The 23,105-nt window shown below is 71.9% G+C and carries 23 protein-coding genes; 16 read left to right on the forward strand and 7 right to left on the reverse strand.

Going from position 1 to position 23,105, the window contains the following annotated elements:
* The first annotated feature begins 71 nt into the window (after positions 1-71).
* Complete coding sequence (locus tag SM447_RS03595) at positions 72-527, forward strand: PH domain-containing protein (RefSeq protein WP_474571289.1); 456 nt, start codon at positions 72-74, stop codon at positions 525-527.
* Between the two features lie 7 nt (positions 528-534).
* On the opposite strand, the gene SM447_RS03600 is transcribed toward SM447_RS03595, so the two are convergent.
* Positions 535-1,446 carry a rhomboid family intramembrane serine protease gene (locus SM447_RS03600; protein WP_474571290.1) on the reverse strand — a complete coding sequence of 304 codons (912 nt, stop codon included), beginning with the start codon at positions 1,444-1,446 and terminating at the stop codon, positions 535-537.
* Positions 1,447-1,590: 144 nt separating this feature from the next.
* Complete coding sequence (locus tag SM447_RS03605; RefSeq protein ID WP_474571291.1) at positions 1,591-2,118, reverse strand: peptidylprolyl isomerase; 528 nt, start codon at positions 2,116-2,118, stop codon at positions 1,591-1,593.
* Positions 2,119-2,177: 59 nt separating this feature from the next.
* Between SM447_RS03605 and SM447_RS03610 the strand changes: the two genes are divergently transcribed.
* Positions 2,178-2,975: a hypothetical protein gene (locus tag SM447_RS03610; protein ID WP_474571292.1), complete on the forward strand. Its 798-nt coding sequence runs from the start codon at positions 2,178-2,180 to the stop codon at positions 2,973-2,975.
* Positions 2,976-3,126: 151 nt separating this feature from the next.
* Here the strand turns inward: SM447_RS03610 and corA are convergent, their stop codons facing one another.
* The 4 genes from corA to SM447_RS03630 form a co-directional block, all read right to left on the reverse strand.
* On the reverse strand, positions 3,127-4,185 hold the full coding sequence (gene corA, locus SM447_RS03615; protein WP_474571872.1) for a magnesium/cobalt transporter CorA: 1,059 nt from the start codon (positions 4,183-4,185) through the stop codon (positions 3,127-3,129).
* Positions 4,186-4,651: 466 nt separating this feature from the next.
* The gene (locus SM447_RS03620) at positions 4,652-5,746 is read right to left on the reverse strand and encodes an aminotransferase-like domain-containing protein (protein ID WP_474571293.1); all 1,095 of its coding nucleotides are present in this window, start codon (positions 5,744-5,746) and stop codon (positions 4,652-4,654) included.
* A 129-nt stretch (positions 5,747-5,875) separates the two neighbouring features.
* A complete protein-coding gene (locus SM447_RS03625; RefSeq protein ID WP_474571294.1) occupies positions 5,876-6,334 on the reverse strand; it encodes an ester cyclase in 459 nt (152 codons plus the stop codon).
* A gap of 97 nt (positions 6,335-6,431) precedes the next feature.
* Positions 6,432-6,824: a CBS domain-containing protein gene (locus SM447_RS03630; RefSeq protein WP_474571295.1), complete on the reverse strand. Its 393-nt coding sequence runs from the start codon at positions 6,822-6,824 to the stop codon at positions 6,432-6,434.
* 115 nt (positions 6,825-6,939) lie between these two features.
* Here SM447_RS03630 and SM447_RS03635 point away from each other — a divergent pair, with 115 nt between their 5' ends.
* From SM447_RS03635 to SM447_RS03655, 5 genes are all read left to right on the forward strand, one after another.
* A complete protein-coding gene (locus SM447_RS03635) occupies positions 6,940-7,389 on the forward strand; it encodes an NUDIX domain-containing protein (protein ID WP_474571296.1) in 450 nt (149 codons plus the stop codon).
* On the forward strand, positions 7,386-8,129 hold the full coding sequence (locus tag SM447_RS03640; protein ID WP_474571297.1) for a hypothetical protein: 744 nt from the start codon (positions 7,386-7,388) through the stop codon (positions 8,127-8,129). Before SM447_RS03635 ends, SM447_RS03640 begins: the two co-directional genes overlap by 4 nt.
* 126 nt (positions 8,130-8,255) lie before the next feature.
* The gene (locus tag SM447_RS03645) at positions 8,256-8,987 is read left to right on the forward strand and encodes a phosphocholine cytidylyltransferase family protein (protein ID WP_474571873.1); all 732 of its coding nucleotides are present in this window, start codon (positions 8,256-8,258) and stop codon (positions 8,985-8,987) included.
* Positions 8,975-10,042: an iron-containing alcohol dehydrogenase family protein gene (locus tag SM447_RS03650; protein ID WP_474571298.1), complete on the forward strand. Its 1,068-nt coding sequence runs from the start codon at positions 8,975-8,977 to the stop codon at positions 10,040-10,042. Before SM447_RS03645 ends, SM447_RS03650 begins: the two co-directional genes overlap by 13 nt.
* Positions 10,026-10,742: a CDP-alcohol phosphatidyltransferase family protein gene (locus SM447_RS03655; RefSeq protein ID WP_474571299.1), complete on the forward strand. Its 717-nt coding sequence runs from the start codon at positions 10,026-10,028 to the stop codon at positions 10,740-10,742. The genes SM447_RS03650 and SM447_RS03655 overlap by 17 nt, the downstream gene beginning before the upstream one ends.
* Positions 10,743-10,840: 98 nt before the next feature.
* On the opposite strand, the gene SM447_RS03660 is transcribed toward SM447_RS03655, so the two are convergent.
* Positions 10,841-12,145 (reverse strand): glycosyltransferase, encoded by a 1,305-nt coding sequence (locus SM447_RS03660; protein WP_474571300.1) that lies wholly within the window; start codon positions 12,143-12,145, stop codon positions 10,841-10,843.
* Positions 12,146-12,169: 24 nt separating this feature from the next.
* Here SM447_RS03660 and SM447_RS03665 point away from each other — a divergent pair, with 24 nt between their 5' ends.
* The 9 genes from SM447_RS03665 (at position 12,170) to SM447_RS03705 (ending at position 23,095) form a co-directional block, all read left to right on the forward strand.
* Entirely contained in the window at positions 12,170-13,030 is an 861-nt protein-coding gene (locus SM447_RS03665; RefSeq protein WP_474571301.1) for an Fpg/Nei family DNA glycosylase, read from the forward strand.
* A gap of 266 nt (positions 13,031-13,296) precedes the next feature.
* Positions 13,297-14,868 carry a sugar transferase gene (locus tag SM447_RS03670; protein ID WP_474571874.1) on the forward strand — a complete coding sequence of 524 codons (1,572 nt, stop codon included), beginning with the start codon at positions 13,297-13,299 and terminating at the stop codon, positions 14,866-14,868.
* A 50-nt stretch (positions 14,869-14,918) separates the two neighbouring features.
* Positions 14,919-16,145 (forward strand): sensor histidine kinase, encoded by a 1,227-nt coding sequence (locus SM447_RS03675; protein ID WP_474571302.1) that lies wholly within the window; start codon positions 14,919-14,921, stop codon positions 16,143-16,145.
* The gene (locus tag SM447_RS03680; protein ID WP_474571303.1) at positions 16,142-16,921 is read left to right on the forward strand and encodes a LytR/AlgR family response regulator transcription factor; all 780 of its coding nucleotides are present in this window, start codon (positions 16,142-16,144) and stop codon (positions 16,919-16,921) included. The genes SM447_RS03675 and SM447_RS03680 overlap by 4 nt, the downstream gene beginning before the upstream one ends.
* 101 nt (positions 16,922-17,022) lie before the next feature.
* On the forward strand, positions 17,023-17,469 hold the full coding sequence (locus SM447_RS03685) for a hypothetical protein (RefSeq protein WP_474571304.1): 447 nt from the start codon (positions 17,023-17,025) through the stop codon (positions 17,467-17,469).
* A gap of 1 nt (position 17,470) precedes the next feature.
* Entirely contained in the window at positions 17,471-19,111 is a 1,641-nt protein-coding gene (locus SM447_RS03690) for a sodium/solute symporter (RefSeq protein ID WP_474571305.1), read from the forward strand.
* 91 nt (positions 19,112-19,202) lie between these two features.
* Positions 19,203-19,967, forward strand: coding sequence for an ABC transporter ATP-binding protein (locus SM447_RS03695; RefSeq protein WP_474571306.1), 765 nt, complete (start codon positions 19,203-19,205; stop codon positions 19,965-19,967).
* Positions 19,952-21,643 carry an ABC transporter permease gene (locus SM447_RS03700; protein WP_474571307.1) on the forward strand — a complete coding sequence of 564 codons (1,692 nt, stop codon included), beginning with the start codon at positions 19,952-19,954 and terminating at the stop codon, positions 21,641-21,643. The genes SM447_RS03695 and SM447_RS03700 overlap by 16 nt, the downstream gene beginning before the upstream one ends.
* A gap of 87 nt (positions 21,644-21,730) precedes the next feature.
* On the forward strand, positions 21,731-23,095 hold the full coding sequence (locus SM447_RS03705; RefSeq protein WP_474571308.1) for a hypothetical protein: 1,365 nt from the start codon (positions 21,731-21,733) through the stop codon (positions 23,093-23,095).
* Positions 23,096-23,105: the final 10 nt, after the last annotated feature.

Consider the following 23,105-nt stretch of genomic DNA (forward strand, 5'->3'; position numbering starts at 1 on the left):
CGTCCTCGCCGGCCGGCGGCCCGCATCGTCGCCCGCTCCCGGCCGGCCTGCCGGTGTCGCGCGGCGCTGGCATGCTGGGTGCCGTGGCGTACGACGCGATCGACCGGCAGTGGCGGGTGCCTGCGGCCCTACCGCTCCTCAAGCTCGCCGCGGGGGCAGCGGTGCTCGCGCTGGGGATCCTGCTCGCCGAGGGTGACCCGCTTCGGCCGGTGTTCGGCGGGTTGGCCGCGGCGGTCCTCACCGGTTGGGGGCTACGTGACCTCGTCGCACCGGTACGGCTGGCGGTGGACGCCACCGGCATCACCGTGCGGACCGGCCTGCTCGGTCGGCGCCACCTGCCCTGGCCGACGGTGGAGATCATCCAGGTGGAACGGCGCTCCGGCCGCGGGCTCGCCGGGCCGACCTTGGAGATCGACGCGGGCGAGTCGCTGCACCTGTTCAGCCGGCTCGATCTCGGCGCCGACCCGGCCGAGGTCGCCGACGCGTTGCTCGCCGCCCGGGCAGCCGCCCCCGGCGGCGCGGGTTGACCAGCGGTCAGCCCAGTAGCACGGCGGTACGGACCAGGGCCATCCCGAACAGCGCCACCATGATGATCGCCCCACCACCGAACTGCACCAGCGTCCGGTGTGACCGCGGTGCATAGGCCAGCACCAGGGCCATCAGCGCGCCGAACACCAGGCCGCCCAGGTGACCGGCGATCGAGATCTGCGGCACGGTGAAGGTGAAGATCAGGTTGATCACCAGGATCGGGAGAATCGCCGAGGTGTCCCGGCCCAGCTTCCGCATGATCACGAAGATCGCCGCGAAGAGGCCGAAGGTGGCGGTCGACGCTCCGGCCGACATCTGGTTGGGCGCACTGAACACGTAGACCGCGACGTTGCCGCCGAAACCGGCGACGAAGTAGAGCGCGGCGAAGCGCAGCGGCCCGAGCACCGCCTCCAGCGAGCGGCCGAGCACCCAGAGCGCCCACATGTTCAACAGCAGGTGCACCACGCCGTAGTGCAGGAACATCGCGGTGACGAGGCGGTACCACTGGCCCTCGGCGACCCCGCCGATGGTGCCGTCGAGGAACATCGCCCGGCCCAGCACCGCGCCCCACTCGGTCAGCGGGGTGCTGCCGCCCAACAGCCCGCCGAAGCCGGTGCCTCCGGCCGCCGCGTCCCCGCCCCGGTCGGAGGCGATCGACACCAGCATCACCAGCAGGTTGAGGGCGATCAGGGTCTTCGTGACGTAGCCGTGCCGGCCGGCGACACCACCGCCGAAGGCGGTACGCGCCGGCCGTACGCTACGGCGACCCTCGGCCACGCACTCCGGGCACTGGAACCCGACCGACGCCTCGTTCATACAGTCCGGGCAGATCGACCGGTCACACCGGGTGCAGCGGACGTACGTCTCCCGTCCGGGGTGGCGGTAGCAGGCCGGCGTGGTCGGCGGGGACTCGCTCATCGCTGACCCCAGATGCCCGAGCGCTCAGTCATGCGAGCAAAGGTACCCCGAGCGGGCCGAGGCGGGCCCCGGCCTGCCCCGCCCGCGCGCCCGGTCCGGCCCGCCGCGCCCAGCCCCGGCCGGCGGGCCGGACCACGACGCGGATCAGGCCGAGCGCTCGATCTCGATACGCTCGATCACGACGTCCTGGAGTGGCCGGTCGCTCGGGCCGGTCGGGGTGTTGGCGATCGTCTCGACGACCTTCGCGGACTGCTCGTCGGCCACCTGCCCGAAGATGGTGTGCCGGTTGTTCAGGTGCGGCGTCGGCGAGACGGTGATGAAGAACTGCGAGCCGTTGGTGCCGGGCCCGGCGTTCGCCATCGCCAGCAGGTACGGCCGGTCGAACCGAAGCTCGGGGTGGAACTCGTCGGCGAAGGTGTAGCCCGGCCCGCCACGACCGGTCCCGGTCGGGTCACCCATCTGGATCATGAACCCGCTGATCACCCGGTGCGAGATGGTGCCGTCGTAGTACGGACCACTGCCCGGCTGCCCGGTCCGCGGGTCGGTGTACTCGCGCGTGCCCTCGGCCAGCTCGACGAAGTTGCGGACGGTCTTCGGCGCGTGGTTGGCGAAGAGCTCGAGCCGGATCGGGCCGGCATTGGTGTGCACGGTGGCGTAGACAGCCTCGGCCACGGGTACTCCTTACTCGTTGGTCAGTTCCATGCGGATCCTCCCATGTGCCCGATCTGGACATGCGGAGGCATCCAAAGGTGGAGGATGAGACAGAGCAACTCCCAGGAGGTGGGACCGTGTTTGGAATTCTCCGGCGCAAGACCCAGGCGCAGTTGGCCCGGGCCGAACTGAACCGCGGCATCGGTCACCTACGGCAGGCCGCCACACACGCCGCGCGAGGAGCCGGCGACACGGTCGGCCCGCGATTCCAGGCGGCCCGTGGTGCGGTGGCGCCGACCGCCGTCGTCGTCCGTGACCGGGCATCGAGCGGATTCGCGACGACCGCCGCCGCCCTCGCGCCGCTCGCCCTGGCCGTACGTCACGCGCAGTCCGAGGCGGCCGATCGGGCCGCCAAGGGGAAGAAGGCCGCGGTCGCCAAGCAGGCCTCGGTCAGTAGGAAGGCGAAGAAGATGAAGGCGAAGAAGAAGTCCCGCCGCAGCGGCACCATGATCGGGCTGCTGGCCGCCGGCACGGTGGCCGGGCTGGCCGGCGCCATGGCCCTGCGGCGGCACCGCGAGCAGCAGGAGTGGGCCGAGTACGACACGGGTGCCGCGCTCGAGCCGATGCACGAGGAGGTGGAGACCATCGAGGTCCGTACGGCGGGTCCGGCTGGTGCCGCCAAGGCCTCGACCGGAGCGGGCAGTTCGGCGGTGGCCGGCGGCGACAGCGCCTCCACCACCCCCACGGCCACCAAGCCGTCCACGGTCACGCCGACCAACAAGGTCCCCTCGGTCGCCGAGGGTGCCCGGACCAGCAGCGGCCGCCCCGCCGACGACCTCAGCAAGGCCACCAACAACAGGTCGAACACCCGCTCCTGACCCCCGCCGGCCCACCCTCCCCGCCCACCTCCACTCAGGTTGATCATGAAGTTGTTGTCGCTGTCACGGGCGTGGCGCGGCAACAACTTCATGATCGGCGCGGCAGGAGAGAGGGGCCGGGAGGGGGCCGGGGGACGGGCGGGGTGGGTGGTCAGAGCCAGTCGTTGCTGCGGAACCAGCGGTAGAGGGCCAGTGAGATGCCGAGCATCAGGGCCAGCACCACCGGGTAGCCGTAGGTCATCTTGAGTTCGGGCATGAACTCGAAGTTCATGCCGTAGATGCCGGCGATCGCGGTCCACACGGCGGCGATGGCGGCCCACGCGGCGATCTTGCGCATGTCGTTGTTCTGGTCGACGGTCACCTGGGCCAGTCGTGCCTGGAGGATCGAGTTCAGCAGGTCGTCGTAGGAGTTGACCAGTTCGACGGTGCGGCTGAGGTGGTCCTGCACGTCCCGGAAGTAGCGGCGTACCTCCTTGGGCACGTCCCGGTTCATCTGCGTGGTCAGCGACAGCAGCGGCCGCTGCAACGGCATCACCGCCCGCTTGAACTCGACCAGTTCCCGCTTCATCTGGTAGATCCGCTGGATCCGGCCGCTGGTCTGGCGGTCGAACACCTCCGTCTCCAGCACGTCCATGTCGTCCTCGAGCTGGTCGGCGACCTCCAGGTAAAGGTCGACGATTCGGTCGGTGATCGCGTACGCGACCGCCCAGGGGCCGTTGAGCAGCAACTCCTGGCGGGCTTCCAACTCCTCGCGTACGGGTGCGAGCCGGCAGGCGTCTCCGTGCCGGACACTGATCACGAACTGCGGGCCGATGAAGAGCATCACCTGCCCGGTCTCCACCACCTCGGAGTTCTCGGTCAGCTCGGCGTGCTCGCAGTACCGGGCGGTGCGCAGCACCAGGAAGCTGACCTCGCCGAAACGTTCCAGCTTGGGACGCTGCTGGGCCTTCACCGCGTCCTCCACGGCCAGCTCGTGCAGGCCGTAGGTGGTGGCGATCTCGGTCATCTCGGCGAGTTCCGGCTCGTGCAGGCCGAGCCAGACGAAACCCGACTCGGCGGAGCGAGCCGCGGCCAGCGCGTCGGCGTAGTCCCAGTCGCCGGCCTGCCGTCGACCGTCGAGGTAGAGCGCGCAGTCGACCACGGCGCTGCGGCGTCGGTCGGCCGGCGACTGGCCTGGCGGTGATCCGTCCGGACTGAGCCGGCGCGTCATGGCCCGCACGGGCGACCAGTTCCGGGGCCGCAGGGCGCGGCCTCCGTTGGCGCTCGCGGTCTGTCCGCCCCCGGTGGCCGGCTCGCCCGGGGAGGTGGTCCCCACGCGCGGCGTCCGCTCCGTCATCACGCCCCCTCCCCCGACCGGCTGCGGCTTGCAGGTTACGCCGCCGCGGCGATCATGGCCGCGCGGCGGCAGGGGTGGCGCCGGACGGACCGGACCGCATCGGGGGGTGAGGGGGCGATCCGGCCCGCCCGGCGCCGTGGGGGCGGGGGGTTGTGCTGGCCGCGTCACACCAGCGCGGGCGCGGCCGGGCCGCGCCGGTACCGGGACCGTGACGACGGCGGCCGCCCCGATCGCCCGTACGCGTGGTGAGTGACGCTCGCAGCATTGTGGGCTGCGAGCCGCCCCAGCGGGAGACCCGGGGCGGCCGGTATCGCCGTTCTGTCGGAAATCCGACAGAAATTCAGCCGCGCACCGCCTTCATCGCCTCGGCCAGCCGCCGAACGCCCTCGTCGATCCGGTCCGCCGTCACCGCCGAGTACGCCAGCCGCAGCGCGTGCCGACCACCGTCGATGACGAAGTCACTGCCCTTGACCACCGCGACGCCCCGCTCCGCCGCCGCCGGGGCCAGCCGGTCCACGTCGACGTCCTCCGGCAGCTCCACCCAGAGGAAGTAGCCGCCGTCCGGCTCCACGAAACGGGCCTCGGGGATGTGCCGGCGCAACGACTCGGCCAGCACCGTGGCGCGCTCGCCGAGGGCCGACCGGACCGTCTCGATCGAACGCCCGATGTCCCCCGAGACGCAGAACTGGTGCACGATGGCCTGGGAAACCATGCCGGGGGAGATGTAGAGGCTGGTCGCCTTCTTCGCGATGTCGCCGATCAGATCCGCCGGGCCCACCAGGTAACCGACCCGCACGCCCGGGCAGACGGTCTTGGTGAAGCTGGAGGCGTGCACCACCACGTCGCGGGTGTCAATCGACAACATCGACGGCAGGGCCTCGCCCCGGAACCGGATGTCGGCGTAGGGGTCGTCCTCGAAGATGGTGAAGCCGAACTCGGCAGCGAGGTCCAGCAGCTCGTGGCGCTTCTCCAGGGAGAGCGTCACACCGGCCGGGTTCTGGTAGTTCGGGATGACGTGCGCCAGCCGGGGACGCACCCCGGACTCCAGCAGCTTGCGCAGCTCGGCGGTGTCCAGCCCGTCGGGCTGGATGGTGACGGCGTGCAGCTCACTGCCCAGGTTCCGCAGGTTGAGCAGGGTGCGGTCGTAGGTGGGACGCTCCACCACCACCGCGTCACCGGGGCGGACCAGGTGATCGAAGAGGAAGGCGTCGGCCTGCAACGAGCCGTTGGTGACCAGCACCTGCTCCGCCTCGACGCCGTGCTTCTCGGCGATCCACTTGCGGAGCGGGACGTAACCGACGGAGGTGCCGTACGCGGTCACCCCGGCGGGGTCGGCGTCGAAGGCACGGACGGCGGCGGCCTTGAGCCCCTCGACATCGACGATGTCCAACGAGGGGGCGCCACGGGCGAAGGAGATCAGCTGCTCGGCGGTCATGGCTGTTCAGCGTACGGGCGGTGGTGGGACGTACGCGGACGGCACGGCGATGTCCGCATCCTGAGCCACCGGGTCGGGTGATACGGATGGGCCCACCGGTGGACGCGTCGGCGCCGGCTGTGCGGCAGATCAGGCCGGGAGGCTGACCGGATCCTCCAGCGGCCGCCGGGACATCCCCGCCACCCGCAGACCGAGCAGCGCCATCAACTGCCCCCAGTCGAAGTAGGACCGCCAGGCGGCGATCCGGCCGCGGCGCACCCGGACCACGTCCACCACCTCCCAGGAGACGTCCCGGCCGGTGGGCGCGACGGTGCCGAACGGGGTGTGCAGCACGCCGGTGTGGGTGCCGGTGAGCAGGTGCTCGACCGCCGCGCCACCGGCCGTTCGCACCGCGCCGAGTGGATCGACCCGAAGGTCGGGAAAGGCACCCGTCCAGGTACGCAGCAGGGCCGGCAACTCGGTCGGACGCACCGTCACGCCGGGCATGGCGTACCGGGCGTCCGTCGCGTACAACTCCGGCAGGCGGGCCACGTCCCGTCTCAGGAGCATGTCGTACTGCTGTTGGATCAACCGGTCCGCGCCGCGCATCGAAGCCTCCCCGCCGAGCACGGTCGGCCCGCGCCCGCACAGGGAAGCAGTACCCGCCGAACGGCTGGTCGAACCACGACCGGGACCGGTGACCCGCTCAGCCGGTGCCGACCATCCGGCTGGCCGCCCACACCCGCATGATGTCGCGTACCGAGATGACGCCGGCCACCTCACGACCGTCGAGGACGACGAGGTGCCGGAAGCCGCCCCGGGCCATCGCCGCCGCCGCCTCCTCGATCGTCCATTCCGGCCCGGCGTAGACGACGTCCCAGGTCAGGTGGGACCCGGTCCGCTCGACGTCACAGTCCAGACCGGCTCCGATCGCATTGAGCACGTCGCGCTCGGTCATGATGCCGATCCCCTCGGAATCCGGATCGATCACCACGGCCGACCCGATGCGGCGCTCCGACATCATCCGCGCCGCCTGGCGGAGCGTGTGCTCCGGACCGACCACGAGGATCTCACTGGACATCGCTTCCCGAACCTGCATGACACATCACCCCTTTGGGACGGCTGCAACCGGTACCGCAATGGTGAGCCCCGCAGGTTTCCAGGACAAGACCGGACATCGTGCCGGCCGGACGGCGACGGTTACTGTTCTTGACGTGTCCACCGAGCCGCTGCGCTGCGCGGGAGCGCTGATCGTCGCCCCCGACGGACGCCTCTTCTTCCAACGTCGATCGCCGCACCGACGCCTCTTCCCCAACTGCTGGGACATCGTCGGCGGGCATCTCGAACCGGGCGAAACCGTGCGGGAGGCACTGGACCGGGAGGTCGCCGAGGAGACCGGTTGGCGGGTGTCCGAGGTGGTCGCCGAGGTCGGTGAGTACCGCTACGTCGGCGACGACGGCCTGGCCCGCGTCGAGAGCGACTGGCTGGTCCGGGTCGACGGCGATCTGGCCGCCCCCGTGCTGGAGGCGGGAAAGCACACCGAGTACCGCTGGCTCGGTCCCGACGACCTCGACCTGCTCGACGAGCACCGCGACGTCAACGACGGGCTGATCCGGCAGATCGCCGAGCGGGCCTTCACCATCCTGCGGTCCACCGGTTCGTGAGCGACACGGTCGAACTCCCTCCGCACCGGTACGCGGCGTTGGTGGCGCCCGCCGTGGACCGGGTCTTCATCGCGGCCGTGCAGGCCGGCCAGCACGGCGGTGGAGCCGAACTCAGCCAGCGGTACGGCGGCCCGCACGCCACCGGCTTCCTGGTGGAACTGCGCACCCGGCTGGCCGCACCGGGCGGCACGGTCGACGGCGCGGGTTTCGCCGCGGTGACCCGCTACCGGGATCCGGCCGCCTGCCGGCGGGCCCTGGACCGGCACGTCGCGTACGGCATGCTCCACCGCCGGCCGGACGGCGGGTTGACCGCCACCGAGCGGGGTGCGGCCTTCCTCGCCGAGCTGTACCAGGTGCACGCCGAGGTGACCGAGGAACTGTGGGCCGGACACCACGAGCGGGTGTTGCGGCTGGTTCAGTTCGCCGGCCGGCTGCTGCCCGTCGCGCCCGACGGCGAGGCGTTCCGTGCGGTGGCGCCCCCGTACGAGCCGGACGGCACCCCGCCCGGCGTGCTGCTGCTCAACCGGCTCGGCGCGCTGCGGTACCACCGCGCCGACGCGCACGCCGACGCGTGGGAGGCCGCCGGACACAGCTCGGCCAGCATCGTCGAACTGCCCGACGGCCCGCAGCGGCAGGCCATCGAGTTGGAGACCGACCGTCGGGCGGCCGGCCCCTACGCCGAGCTGACCGCCGAGGAGCGGTTGACGATGCTCGCCGACCTGGCCGCCCTGCCCGGCTGACGCTCGGGCCGACCGACCGTCCCACCGATCGCCGCCAACTGCCGGCCGGCTGACCGGCGGCAGCGGCCGCACCGGCGGCGCTATCCTCCTTCGGTGAACGCTGCGAGAACGGGAACTGATGCCGGCATGGTCGGAATGGTGCTGGCAGCTGGCGCAGGCCGCCGCTTGCGCCCGTACACCGACACCCTGCCCAAGGCGCTGGTACCGGTGGACGGCGAGATCACCATCCTCGACATCGCGCTGCGGAACCTGGCCGAGGTGGGGCTGACCGAGATCGTGGTGGTGGTCGGCTACGCCGCCGACGCCGTCCGGGAACGCCAGGCCGACCTGGAGCGCCGGTACGGCGTCACGATCACCCTGGTTCCGAACGACAAGGCCGAGGAGTGGAACAACGCGTACTCCCTCTGGCTGGCGCGTGACTGGTTCGCCCGTGGGGTGCTCCTGGTCAACGGGGACACCGTGCACCCGGTGAGCGTGGAGAAGACCCTCCTGGCCGAGCGTGGCCCCGGCCTGCTGCTGGCGGTCGACACCATCAAGCCGCTGGCCGAGGAGGAGATGAAGACCACCTTCGACGCCGCTGGTCAGCTCACCCGGATCACCAAGATGATGGATCCGGGCGAGGCTTACGGCGAGTACATCGGCGCCACCCTCATCGAACCGCACGTGGCCGACGCCCTCGCCGACGCGCTGGAGGCGACCTGGCGGCGCGACCCCGACCTGTACTACGAGGACGGCTACCAGGAGTTCGCCGACCGTGGCGGCGAGGTGCGACCCGCCCCGATCGGTGACGTGGCGTGGGTCGAGGTCGACAACCACGCCGACCTGGCCCGCGCCCGGGAGATCGCGTGCCGCTACTAGCCCGTACCGTCGCGACGCCGCTGTCGATCGAGGTCCGCCGGGGCGCGGTGGCCGACCTCGGCGCACTGCTGGCCGACCGCCGGATCTCCAGCGGCGGCGACGTGGCGGTGGTGGTCGGCCCGGGCCAGGGCGAGAAGATAGTCGAACTCTGCCGACCCTCGCTCGGTTCGGCCGACGTGTTCACCGTCGCCGGAGGCAGCGTCGACTCCGCCATTGAGCTGGGTGACCAGCTGCGCCGTCGCAACTACGACGCGGTGGTCGGCATCGGCGGCGGAAAGACCATCGACACCGCCAAGTACGCCGCCACCCGCTACGGCATGCCGATGGTCACGGTGGCGACCAGCCTCGCCAACGACGGCATCGCCTCCCCGGTGGCGTCGCTGACCCATGAGGGCGGCAAGGGCTCGTACGGGGTGCACATCCCCATCGCGGTCCTGGTCGATCTCGACTTCGTGGAGAACGGGCCGGACCGACAGACCCAGGCCGGGATCGGCGACGCGGTGAGCAACCTCAGCGCCTGCGCCGACTGGGAGCTGGCCCACGAGGTACGCGGCGAGCCGATCGACGGGCTGGCCGTGACGCTGGCCCGCACCGGGGCGGAGGCCCTGGTCAACCACCCCGGGAAGATCACTGACGACGGGTTCCTGACCACACTGGCCGAGGCGCTGATCCTGGGCGGCATCTCGATGTCGATCTGCGGCTCGAGCCGGCCGGCCAGCGGTGGTGACCACGAGATCTCGCACGCGATCGACCACCTCTACCCGAGCACCGCCTCGCACGGTGAGCAGGCCGGGCTGGGAGCCCTGTTCTGCACCTTCCTCCGGGGTGACCTGGAACGGTTCGGCCAGCTCGCCCGCTGCCTGCACCGGCACGGACTGTCCACCAGACCGACCGACCTGGGCCTCACCGACGAGCAGTTCGTCGAGGCGGTGGCCTTCGCGCCGCACACCCGGCCCGACCGTTACACGATCCTCGAACACCTGGCGCTGTCCGCCGACGACCTTCGTACCCGGCTGGGAGACTACGTTGACGCCCTTCGTGAGCACCTTGGCTGAGCCGTCCCACCCCACGGTCGCCGACTTCCACCGGGTGAACCGGGGCGGTGGCCTGTTCAGTGAGTCGGTCAGCCAGTGGATCGGCGCGGTCTTCGCGCTGGTCGCCCAGCGTCTCGGGCTGCGCCCGACCGCGCTGACCATCACCAACCTGCTGCTCGGGCTGGCCACCTCGGTCACCGTGGTCGCGCTCGCCGGCCCGGTCGCCGCAGGGGACGTGCCGGCGCCGCTGGTCGGGCTGCTCGCCCTCGTCGGCTGGCAGATCGCGTACGCCCTGGACTGCGCCGACGGTCAGCTGGCCCGGGTGACCGGGCAGGGCAGCGCGGCCGGGGCGCGGGTCGACGTGCTCTGCGACGTGGCCGCCCAGATCGCCCTGGTCGCCGCGTTGTCCGCCACCGCCGTGGCGCAGCATCCGGCTACGCCGACCTGGCTGGTAGCGGCGTTCGCCGGCACCTGGATGGTCAACCTGGTCACCTCGGTGATGCAGTCCGGCCCGAACGCCGCCAGCATGGTCACCTCCACCAGCCTGCCCGTACGCCTGGTCAAGCTGGTCCGCGACTACGGTGCGGTGATCTTCGTGGCCGCCCTGGTGCTGGCGTTCGCCCCGGCACTCACCCTCTGGGCGATGGTCGCCTTCACGGTCGTCAACGGCGGCTTCCTCCTGGCCAGCATCGCCTTCTCCGCCCACACCAGCCTGCGCTGACCCCCCAACCCCCGACCCACCCCGTTGATCATGAGGTTAGCGGCAGTATCTGATCTTCAAAGTGCCGCCAACCTCATGATCAACCCAGTTGGAGTCGATCAGGGACGGGTGAGGGAGGCGTAGACGTCGAGCAGGCGCTTGGTGACCACGTCCGGGTGGAAGGTGCGTTCGTAGCGGGACCGAGCCGGGGCGGACAGGGCGGCGGCGCCTGCTGCGGCCGTCGGTAGCGCGGCGGCCAGCGCAGCCGGCTCCGGGGGCACCACCCAGCCGGCCTCGCCGACCATGATCCCGGCCGGCAGTGCGCCCGCTTCGGCACCCTCGACTCGGCCGCCCGGACCGCCAGCGCCGGGCGGGCCGCCCGGACTGGCTGGGGCGGAGGCGACGGCGGCCGGACCGGTGCCGGCGGGTTCCCGGGGAGTGTCCGCGCCGACCAGGTACGGGATGCCGCCGAGCGCGGTGCCGAGCACCGGCCGACCGCTGGCCAGCGCCTCGATGATCACGGTAGGCAGCACGTCGTGCCAGGTGGAGGTGGCCAGCACCACGGCGGTCGCGGCCAGCGCCGCGCGGACGCCCGCCCGGTCCAGCGAACCGAGGTACGTCACGTCGGTGCGCTCCGCCGCGGCCGACTCGACGAGCGGACGCAACTCGCCGTCACCGGCGATCCGCAGCGGCCCCAGCGCGCCGTCGGGATGCCGACGCCACGCGTCCACGAGCAGGTCAAGGCCCTTCTCCGGGGAGAGCCGCCCGAGGAAGAGGAAGCCCTGGCCGAGCGGCGCGGGGGTGCCGGGGTCGGGAATGCCGTTCGGCTTGACCACGATCCGCTCGTCGGGGATGCCGTAGTCGCGCAGGTGGTCCGCGACGGCGGTGGTGAGGGCGATGAACCGGTCGACCGACTTCCAGGTGCCCCGGTGCACGGCCAGGGTGGTGGCCATCAGCGCGCTCTGCACCCGCGATCCCCGGTAGCAGCGGTGCACCACCGCCGGCACACCCAGCGCCCGGCCCCGACAGTCCTGGCAGATCATGCCGTCCCGGAAGTACAGCCCCGAGGAGCAGACCTGCCGGTAGTTGTGCACCGTCTGCACCACGGGCACCCCGTGCCGGTGCGCGGTCCGCACCACCCAGGGCGACAGCAGCGGGTACGGGTTGTGCAGGTGCAGCACGTCCGGACGGTGCTCGGTGAGCAGCCGAGCCAGGTCCTGCTGGGCACGGGGTGCGTAGATCGGGGAGATCGGCAGCAGTGCCTTCGCCGTCTTCGGCATCGTCGGGATCTCGTCGGAGCTGCGCAGGAACGGCAGCACCTCCACGCCGGCGGCGGCGAGCTGGGCGATCTCGGCGTCGACGATGGTGTTCTCGCCGGAGGGCTGAGCTTCCCGGTACCGGTTGTGCGCCACCACGATTCTCACGGGAAAGAAGGCTACCGTTGGGGTGTGCCCGAACTACCCGAGGTGGAGGCGCTCGCGGGTTACCTGCGGCAGCGCGCGGTGGGCCGGCGTGTCGACCGCCTGGAGGTCGCCGCGATCAGCGCCCTGAAGACGTACGACCCGGCCCCGACCGCCGTCGCCGGCCGGGCGGTGACCGACGCCCGGCGGTACGGCAAGTTCCTCGACCTGGTCTTCGACGGCGGCCTGCACCTGGTGGTCCACCTGGCCCGAGCCGGTTGGCTGCACTACCGGGAGGCGTTCGCCTCGACCGTGCCGTTGCGGCCCGGCAAGGGGCCGATCGCGATCCGGGTACGCCTCGACGACGGCTCCGGCTTCGACCTGACCGAGGCCGGTACGCAGAAGAAGCTCGCCGCCTACCTGGTGACGGACCCGCAGGCGGTGCCCGGGGTCGCCAAGCTCGGGCCGGACGCCCTCTCGGCCGACCTCGCCACCTTCGCCGGGGCGCTGCGCAGCCGCCGGGGGCAGGTCAAGGGCGTGCTCACCGACCAGGCGGTGCTCGGTGGGGTCGGCAACGCGTACTCGGACGAGATACTGCACGACGCGAAGCTGTCACCCTTCGCGTTGACCGACCGGCTGACCGACGATCAGATGGCGACCCTACACGCGGCGACGCGTCGGGTGCTCGGTGACGCGGTGACCCGGTCGCTGGGGCAGCGGGCAGCCGAGTTGAAGGGCGAGAAGCGTTCCGGGCTGAAGGTGCACGCCCGCACCGGGCTGCCCTGCCCGGTCTGCGGGGACACCGTCCGGGAGGTCTCGTTCGCCGACTCCAGCCTCCAGTACTGCCCGACGTGCCAGACCGGCGGCAAGCCCCTTGCTGACCGACGGTTGTCCCGACTCGTACGGTGAGTAACGCCACTCGCTGATTACGGAGCGGAACCGGACGCGCGGTGCGCAACCACCGGTCCGGCGCTCTACCCGGGCCGCCATCCATCGGTATAGTGGCCCGGTCCCCGGCTTCCGAATGGCATGGGGCCGGCCAGATCCCAGGCGGAAGGTGGCCACCGCGCAATGTCCCTCGGGTCGGCGACGGAACGGAACACGCGTGGGAAACTGGAACGGTGGGCGACCCGGGCGGTCACGGCGAGTGAACGCGGCGGGTCATGCGGGAGGACATGGGTGAGGTGACGGCTAGCCTCCAGCGCCCGGTGACCAACGAAGGCCGGAGCAGACTCGTGCGGCACGTCGACAGCTTCGAGATCCAGCCGCCGAACCCGCCGTCCCCGAGCGGCGTACCCCGGTCGGCGTGGGCCCGGGCTCGACGCCGCGTCTCCCGCTGGCACCGCCCCTACACGACGATCCTGCTGCTGCTCGACTTCGCGGCGGCGGCCTTCGCCAGCTACACCGCGATCCGCACCTTCGACCAGGCCACCGCGGGCTTCCACGAGGCTCAGGACGACCCCACCCGGTTCTTCACCGTGGCCTACCTGCTGCTGCCGCTGGGCTGGCTGGTCATTCTCTGGTTCAACGGGGCCTACGACCGACGCTGCCTCGGGCTCGGGCCGGACGAGTTCAAGCGGGTCATCCGGGCCGGCGTGGCGGTCTGCGCGACCGTGTCGTTCCTCGCCTTCGCCACCAAGACCGATCTGTCCCGGTTCACCGTCGGCACCGCGCTGCTGCTGGCGCTGTTGCTGATCCTGCTGGGCCGGATCCTGGCCCGCTTCGTGCTGCACGTGATGCGCCGCAACACCCAGCAGGCGGCGCACCGGATGGTGCTGGTCGGCACCCTGCCGGAGTGCCTGGAGGTGTACACGGCGGTCACCCGGACCCCGGCCGCCGGCCTGGTCCCGGTCGCCATCCACATCACCGACGGGTACGCGGCGGCCAAGGGCGTCCAGACCCCGGTCCCGGTGTACGCCGGCCGGGACGTGCTGGCCCTGGTCCGGGAGGTCGGCGCGGACACCATCGCGGTCTGCGGCTCGGCCAGCGCGGAGCCCGGCGAGCTGCGCCGGCTGGCCTGGCAGTTGGAGGGCTCCGGCGTCGACCTGGTGGTGGCCCCGCAGCTGACCGACATCGCCGGTCCGCGGGTGCACATCCGCCCGATCGAGGGCCTGCCGCTGCTGCACGTCGAGGAGCCCACGCTCTCCGGGCCGGCACTGCTCGCCAAGAGCATGATGGACCGCATCGGGGCCGGGCTCGGCCTGCTCGTGCTGATCCCGGTCTTCCTCGCCATCGCCGTCGCGATCCGGATCTCCGATCCGGGTCCGGTCTTCTTCCGTCAGCCCCGGGTGGGGCACGAGGGGCGCACGTTCCGGGTGTGGAAGTTCCGGACCATGTACGTCGACGCGGAGGACCGGCTGGCCAGCCTGGTCGACCAGAACGAGACCGACGGCATGTTGTTCAAGATCAAGCAGGATCCCCGGGTCTTCCCGGTGGGCCGCTTCCTGCGCGCCTCGTCGCTGGACGAGCTGCCGCAGCTCATCAACGTGCTCAAGGGTGAGATGTCGCTGGTCGGGCCGCGCCCGCTGCCCGCCGACGACGGCGACTTCCTGGGTGATGTACGGCGTCGACTGCTGGTCCGTCCCGGTATGACCGGTCTGTGGCAGGTGTCGGGTCGCTCCGACCTCTCCTGGGACGAGGCGGTCCGGCTGGACCTGTACTACGTCGACAACTGGTCGCTGGCGTACGACCTGAGCATCCTGTGGCGCACCGTCGGCGTGGTGGTGGCGCGCAAGGGCGCCTACTGACCCCCGCCCACCCCTTTCCCACAGCGCCCGCAACCAGCAGGATCGTCGACGTGGGTGGCAACATCTCCGCCGTGGTCGGAGTCTTCTCCCTGGTCTCCGTACTGGCCGGGGCGCTGTTCGCGGTCAGCAGGCTGCGCGGGCGGCGCGGCATCGCCACGCCCGGGCAGCGGGCCACCTACGAGGTGCTGCACACCGCCGGGCTGGCCGCGGAGCCGCTGCGGGCCGGACTGAACCCGGCCGGCGCGGCGAAGGCCGCCCGCCACCTGCGCACCCTCGTCGGCGCGGAAGGGCTGGCGTTGACCGACACCGACGACCTGCTCGCGCTCGACGGACGCGGCGCGCACCACCGGGAGCAGTTACGTACGGCGGCCCGACGGGTGATCGCGTCGGAGCGCTCCACCGTGCTGGGCGAGTCGGAACTCGTCTGCGACCGGATCGACTGTCCGATCCGGGGCGCGGTGGTGGCGCCGCTCGGTGGGGCGTCGGGTCGGATCGCAGGCGCCCTGGTCGCGGTCACCGACGGCGCGCCGGCCCCGGGTCTGGTGCAGGCCACCCTGGAGACCGCGCACTGGGCCGGTAGCCAACTGGCCCTGGCGGAGCTGGACTCGTCCCGGGAGCGGCTGGCCCGGGCCGAGGTACGGGCGCTGCGCGCCCAGATCAGTCCGCACTTCATCTACAACGCGCTGACCGCGATCGGCTCGTTCGTCCGTACCGACCCCGAACGGGCCCGGGACCTGATCCTGGAGTTCGCCGAGTTCACCCGCTACTCGTTCCGGGCGCACGGCGAGTTCACCACGCTGGCCGAGGAACTGCGGTCGATCGACCGCTACCTGACCATCGAACGGGCCCGGTTCGGTGACCGGCTTCAGATCCGGCTGCAGATCGCCCCCGAGGTACTGCCGGTGACCCTGCCGTTCCTCTGCCTCCAACCACTGGTCGAGAACGCGGTCCGGCACGGCTTGTCGCGCAAGCCGGGCACGGGCATGGTGTGCATCGAGGCCCGGGACGCGGGCGCGGAATGCCACATAACGGTGGAGGACGACGGAGTGGGGATGGATCCGGCCACCCTGACCGCGGGGATCGCCGAGTTGGCCGGGTCCACCGGCGATCCGGGCGACGATCCGGGCCAGCACGTCGGGCTGTCGAACGTCGACGAGCGACTCCGGTCGGTCTTCGGCGACGGCTTCGGCCTGGTCGTCGAGACCGGTGTCGGATCGGGTACGAAGGTGAGCATGCGGGTGCCGAAGTTCCACCCTGGCGTTCGGGCGGGCTCGTGACCGGCTCCGGCGGGCCCACTGCCACCGGCTTCCTCCGGGTGCTGGCGGTCGACGACGAGCCACCGGCGTTGGACGAGCTTGCGTACCACCTGCGGGCCGACCCCCGGGTGGCCCGGCTGCACACCGCCGGCGACGCCACCGAGGCGTTGCGGGTGCTCCGCGACGACGACGTGGACGTGGTCTTCCTGGACATCCGGATGCCCGGCCTGGACGGCATGGAGCTCGCCCGGGTGCTGCGTCGCTTCGCCCGACCTCCGGCGATCGTCTTCGTGACCGCCTACGACGACGGCGCGGCGGACGCCTTCGACCTGGGCGCCACCGACTACGTACGCAAGCCGGTGCGCGCGGAGCGGCTGGCCGAGGCGCTACGCCGGGTGGTCGGCTCACGGGTGGCACCCGCCCACCCCGCCGCGCTGGCCCGGGCCGAGGAGGATCCCACGATCCCGGTCGAGCTGGCCGGCACCACCCGGATGCTGCCCCGGTCGGCCGTGCGGTGGGTGGAGGCGCAGGGCGACTACGCCCGGCTGCACACAGCGGAAGGATCACACCTGGTGCGGGTGTCGCTGGCGACGCTCGCCGAGCGGTGGGCCGACGCCGGGTTCGTCCGGATTCACCGGTCGTACCTGGTGCAGCTACGGCTGATCGCCGAACTTCGCCTGGTCAACTCGGGGTACGTCGTGGTGGTCGACGGCACGGAGCTGCCGGTGAGCCGCCGACACACCCGGGAGCTGAAGGACCGGCTGGTTCGGGCCGCCAAGCAGGAGTGGAGCCGCTGATCGGCGGCGGTGTCCACCTGGTTTTCCACAGGCCCGGCGCGTTGTCCACAAGTTGTCCACAGCCCGCTTGACATTCCCGTCGGGCGGACGAGACTGCCGGGATGGCCGCCGAGGATGCACTGCCGGCACCCCGCCGACCCGAGCCCACCGGGACCGCCGACGAGTCCGGCGGGTCCGGACCGCCCGCGCGTACCCGGGTGGTGTTGGCCGAGGTGTCCCGCCGGCCGCACTGGCCGGCCGGTACCCACACCGAGCTGACCCAGCAGACCCGGGTCGGTGAGGCACTCGTCCGCGGCCTGGTCCGCGCTCAGCTGGCCCTCGCCCTGCAACTGTCGGCGGTGGTGATGGTCGGGTTGGGCGGGCTGCCCTGGCTGTTCGCCATCGCGCCCTCGGTCGGCCGGATGACCGTGTTCGGCGTCAACCTGCCGTGGCTGCTGCTCGGACTGCTCTCCTTCCCGTTCCTGGTCGCCGTCGGCTGGACGTACGTGCGGCTGGCCGAGCGCAACGAGCAGGACTTCACCGACCTGGTCCAGCGGCCGGAGCGCTGAGGTGGGCAACGACCTCGTCGTACCGGCGATCGTGGCGGTCACCCTGGTCACCGTCGCGATCGGCTTCTACGGGCTGCGGCTGGCCCGCACCACCTCCGACTTCCTGGTCGCCTCCCGGGTGGTCAGCCCCACCTGGAACGCCGCCGCGATCGGCGGAGAGTACCTGTCGGCGGCGAGCTTCCTCGGCGTCGCCGGACTCATCCTCAAGTACGGCGTCGACGTGCTCTGGTACCCGGTCGGCTTCGCCGCCGGCTACCTGGCCCTGCTGCTGTTCGTGGCCGCGCCGCTGCGCCGCTCCGGCGCGTTCACCCTGCCGGACTTCTGCGAGCTGCGGCTCGGGTCCCGCCGGCTACGGATCCTGGCCACTGCCTTCGTGATCTTCATCGGCTGGCTCTACCTGGTGCCGCAGTTGCAGGGGGCCGGTCTGACGCTGGCCACGCTGGCCGGTTCGCCGTACCCGGTCGGTGCGCTGGTGGTCGCCGCCGTCGTCACCGCAAACGTGGCGCTGGGCGGGATGCGGGCGGTCACCTTCGTGCAGGCGTTCCAGTACTGGCTCAAGCTGACCGCGCTCGCCGTACCGGCGATCTTTCTCGCGCTGCAGTGGCAGGCCGACGGTCGGCCGGCGGTGACGCCGCCCGACGGACCCACGTTCCGGACGGCGACCACCGTCGTGGTCGAGCACCGCGCCGTGCTCACCCTGCCCGACGGTCAGACCCGGGAGGTACGCCCCGGCGACGAGCTGAGCTTCGCCGAGGGTGAGCCGGTGCCGGAGGTCTCCGGCGTGGCCACCGGGGCCACCGACTGGCTGCTGCCCAGCGCCGCCGGCTCCGACGACCGAGGGCTGTTCGCCACGTACTCGCTGATCCTGGCCACCTTCCTCGGCACCATGGGGTTGCCGCACGTACTGGTCCGCTTCTACACCAATCCCGACGGCGCTGCCGCCCGCCGAACCACCCTGGTGGTGCTGGCTCTCGTCGGGGTCTTCTACCTGTTCCCCACGATCTATGGCGTGCTGGGCCGGATCTACACCCCGCAACTGCTGGTCAGCGGCCAGACGGACGCGGTGGTGGTGCTGCTGCCCGAGGCGGCGCTGGGTGCCGGGACCACCGGCCGCCTGCTGGCCGCCCTGGTCGCCGCCGGGGCCTTCGCGGCCTTCCTGTCCACCTCGTCCGGGCTGCTCACCAGCGTCGCCGGGGTGATCTCCACGGACGTGCTCGGGCGAGGATCGGTGCGCGGCTTCCGGCTGGCCACGGCGATCGCCGGGGTGGTGCCGACGGTCCTCGCCCTCAACGTCTCCGGGCTGGACGTCTCGCAGGTGGTTGGGCTGGCGTTCGCCGTGGCCGCGTCCAGCTTCTGCCCGCTGCTGGTGCTCGGCATCTGGTGGCGGGGGCTGACCGACGCCGGTGCCGCCGCCGGGATTCTCGTCGGTGGCGGTGCCGCCGTGGTGTCGGTCCTGGTCACCGTGCTCGGTCCGCCGCTGACCGGCTGGCCGGCCACCCTGATCGCCCAGCCGGCCGCCTGGACGGTGCCGCTGGCGTTCACCGTGATGTTCGCGGTTTCCCTGGCCACCCGCCGCCGCGCGCCGGCCGACATCGGCCGCACCATGCTCCGCCTGCACGCCCCCGACGCCCTCCGCTCATGACCAGGGCGGCGTGGGCTCCGCCTCGGGGAGGAGCCGGGGATCATTCCCCGGTCTGGCGGGATGCTGGTCGTGACCGGATACGGTCGGGCGCATGACTGGTGAGCACCCGGCGCTGGCGCTGCGCGGCCTGGCCAAGAGTTTCGACGGCAAGGTGGCGGTGGCCGGCGTGGATCTCGACGTCCCGGCCGGCTCCTTCTACGGGCTGCTCGGCCCGAACGGTGCCGGCAAGACCACCACCCTGTCGATGGCGGTCGGGCTGCTGCGGCCCGACGCCGGGAGTGCCTGGGTGCTCGGCCGCGACGTGTGGGCCGACCCGGTGACCGCGAAGCAGTTACTCGGCGTCATGCCGGACGGCGTCCGCCTGTTCGACCGGCTCAGCGGCGGTGAGCTGCTGGCTTACCACGGTCTGCTGCGCGGCATGGACCCGACCGTGGTCGACCAGCGGGCGGCGGAACTGCTCGACGTGCTCGCACTCGCCGACGCCGGCCGCACCTTGGTGGTGGACTACTCCGCCGGCATGAAGAAGAAAATCGGGCTGGCCTGCGCGCTGCTGCACGGACCCCGGCTGCTCGTACTGGACGAGCCCTTCGAGGCGGTGGATCCGGTGTCGGCGGCGCTGATCCGGGACATCCTCCAGCGGTACGTGGCCGGTGGCGGGACCGTGGTCTTCTCCAGCCACGTGATGGAGGTCGTGCAGCGGCTCTGCTCACACGTGGCGATCCTCGCCGAGGGCACCATCAAGCGGGTCGGCACCCTGGAGCAGGTACGCGGCGACCGTTCGCTGGAAGAGGTCTTCGTCGAGGTGGTCGGCGGGCGTACCGCCACGGGTGAGGAGCTGGCGTGGCTGTCCCGGTGACCGGACCGGCTACCCGGGCGCGGCCGGTCTCGGCGCGTCACTTCGTTCGGCTCAAGCTGCGGGTGATGGGCAACAACTTCCGTGGCCAGGGCTGGCGCGTGGCGCTGTTCCTGGTCGGCTCGCTGATCGGGCTCTGGTTCGCGGTCGGCGCCTTCTTCGGCCTGGCGGCGCCCGGGCTGGTTGGCGACGACCGGTACGCGTTGCTGGTCGCGTCCTTCGCCGGTGGGCTGACGGTCCTCGGCTGGCTGCTGCTGCCCCTGGTCTTCTTCGGGGTGGACGAGACACTGGACCCGGCGCGGTTCGCGCTGCTGCCGCTGTCCCGGCGCACCCTGGTCACCGGGTTGTTCGCGGCGGCGCTGGTGAGCGTACCCACGGTCGCCGTGCTGCTGGCCCTCTCCGGTCTGGTGGTCACCGCCGGTGTCTTTGGCGGCTGGTCGGCCGCCCTGGTCGCCGCCCTCGGGGTGGTCTGCGGGTTGCTCCTCTGCGTCGCCGGGGCCCGGGCGGTGACCAGCGCCTTCGCCTCCATGCTCCGCTCCCGCCGGGTACGCGACCTGGCCGCCGTGCTGCTCGCGGTGCTCGCCGCGCTGCTCGGCCCGCTGCAGATCGCCGGCGTGGCCGCGATCCAGGACACCGACTGGGACCGGCTCACCGGAGTGGCGACGGTGATCGGTTGGACTCCGTTCGGTGCTCCGTGGACCGTGGGTATCGACGTGGCGCAGGGTCGGGCCTGGGCCGCACCCCTGAAACTGCTGATCACCGTGGTGACGATCGTCGCGCTGCTGGCCTGGTGGTCACGCTCGCTGGAGTCGGCGATGGTGGGCGCGGCGAGCGCCGGCCCGAGTCGGGCGAGGCCCGGCGCCACCGGAGGGGTGGTGGCGCAGCTCTTCCCGCGTGCCGCCGGCTGGCTGCGCCGGGACCGGTTCGGCGCACTGGTCGCCCGGGAGGCCCGCTACTGGTGGCGGGACGCGCGACGACGCGCCAACCTGATCACCATCGCGGTGGTCGGTCTCTTCGTGCCGGTGATGGTCAACTTCGGTGGGCAGGGCTTCACGTTCGACAGCGAACAGGGCTTCAACGCGGTCGGGGAATCGTCGCCGGTGGTGGTCAGTGTCTCCATGCTCTTCGTCGGGCTGCTCGCCGCGGTGACGCTGGCCAACCAGTTCGGCTTCGACGGCAGCGCGTACGCGGCCAACGTGGTGGCCGGTGTGCCGGGCCGGGTGGAGCTGCGCGCCCGGATCACCGCGTTCTCCCTCTACGTGTTGCCGATGCTGGCCGTGGTCGCCGTGGTGATCGCGCTGGTGATCGGCGAGCCGACGTGGATCGGGTTCATGGCGGGTGCCCTGGTCGCCACCTACGGTGCCGGGCTGGCGGTCAACTGCCTCGTCTCCGTGCTGGGCGCGTACGCGTTGCCCGAGACCAGCAACCCCTTCGCCATGAACAGCGGTGCCGGGGTGGTCAAGGGTCTGCTGACCCTGCTGGCCATGGTCGCCACCGGCGCGATCGCCGTGCCCATGGTGCTCGCCGCGGCGCTGCTCGGCGACGCCTGGCTCTGGCTGGGCCTGCCGCTGGGCGTGGTCTACGGGGTCGGCGCGGCGCTGCTCGGCGCGTACCTGGCCGGCGACGTGCTGGACCGCCGCCAACCCGAACTCCTCGCCCTGGTCACCCCCCGCCGCTGACGCCCGGCGGGCCCCGCCGGGGAGCGACGTCGATTTGCCGTGCCGTGCTACCACCTGGAGGTACAACCGCGACCTGGTGGTGATCGCGTGGACGACGCAGGACCTCGACCTCGACCCCGGGCGGCCGCCGCGCCCGAGTTCGGACCGGATCCGATCGATTTCACCGGCGGAGCCGACGACCCGGCGCTGTTCGTGGATGACGAGTTCCTCCCGTGGCACGACGTCGACCTGTCCGAAGCCGGCGAGCCGCTGAGCGACGAGGAACCTCCCGGCCCTCCGGATCCGATCCCCTGGTGGATCATCCGCGGCGAGCAGATCGACGCGACCGCGCTGGAGAATCAGCAGACCCTCCGCGAGCGGGCCAGGCGGCTCGGTGGGTCGGCCGGTTACGACACCTTCTGGGGCTTCGTGGATGCCGAACCGGTGTCGGTGCTGCCCACGGTCCGGGCCGCGATTCGGCTACGGCGGGACGGTGAGCGTCAGCGACTGAACGGGCCGCGACCACGTCCGCTCATGATCGGCGTGGTCGTGGCCGCCGCAGCCGCGTTCGGCATCGCCGGGCTGGTGGCCGCCGCCACGAGCCTGGTCCTCGGGGTCTTGTCGGCGCTGCTCGTCCTGCGCTTCGCCGCTGCGTCCCGCACCGCCGCCCTCAGCGCCGCCGTCCCGACCGTGGCGTGCGTCGCGGTGTCGACCATGCCCACGGTCGACGGAACCCGGTGGTACGACCTCCTCGTGGGAATGGCGTTCGCCGGCGCCGGCCTGGTCGCCGCCGCACTATGGCCGTTCGCGCGGGCCTGGCGCGCCGAGCGGCTCCGATGGCGCGAACCCGACACGGCTCTGGTCGCCGCTCTGCTGGAATTCGGCGACCGTGTCGAGTTGAGTCCCGCCCCGGCGGGCCGGCGCCACGCGGTGACGGAACTCGACCGAGTTGCGCAGCGGTTCGAGCTGGCGTGGCCTCGCGAGAACCGAACCGGCGTCGACATCACCGATCGGCAGCTGCGGGCGTGGGCCGGCCGGATCCGCGCGGAGACGCGGGAGCTGCAGCGCCTGTGCGCGTTCGGCGCCCCGCAGACGATCGCCCTGCTCATGTGCACGTACGAGCTGATCCAGGCGATCGTCAACCGCTACCCGCTCACCAGCCACGAGGAGGCGTGGATCCGGCACGGCAGCTGGCGCCGACCACCGACGTCAGCCCTCGGCCGACTGTGGGCGCGCAGCCGACAGTCCGCTCGGTACGTACGCCAGTGCCTGCTCGCCGGTCTCATCGCGATCGCCGCGCTGCTTCTGCTGGCGGTCACGGTGTGGCCCGCGGTGCCGCCTTTCATCGGCACGCACGTCTCCGCTGAACTCGGCTCGGCGCTGAGCTTCGATCCGACCGTGCGACTGTTCGTCGCGGGGATCAGCCTGTCGATGTTTCCCCTCGCCGGGCGCGCGTTCACCCGTAGACGCTGACCTCCGGTCA

Source organism: Micromonospora aridisoli (genome assembly GCF_056150025.1).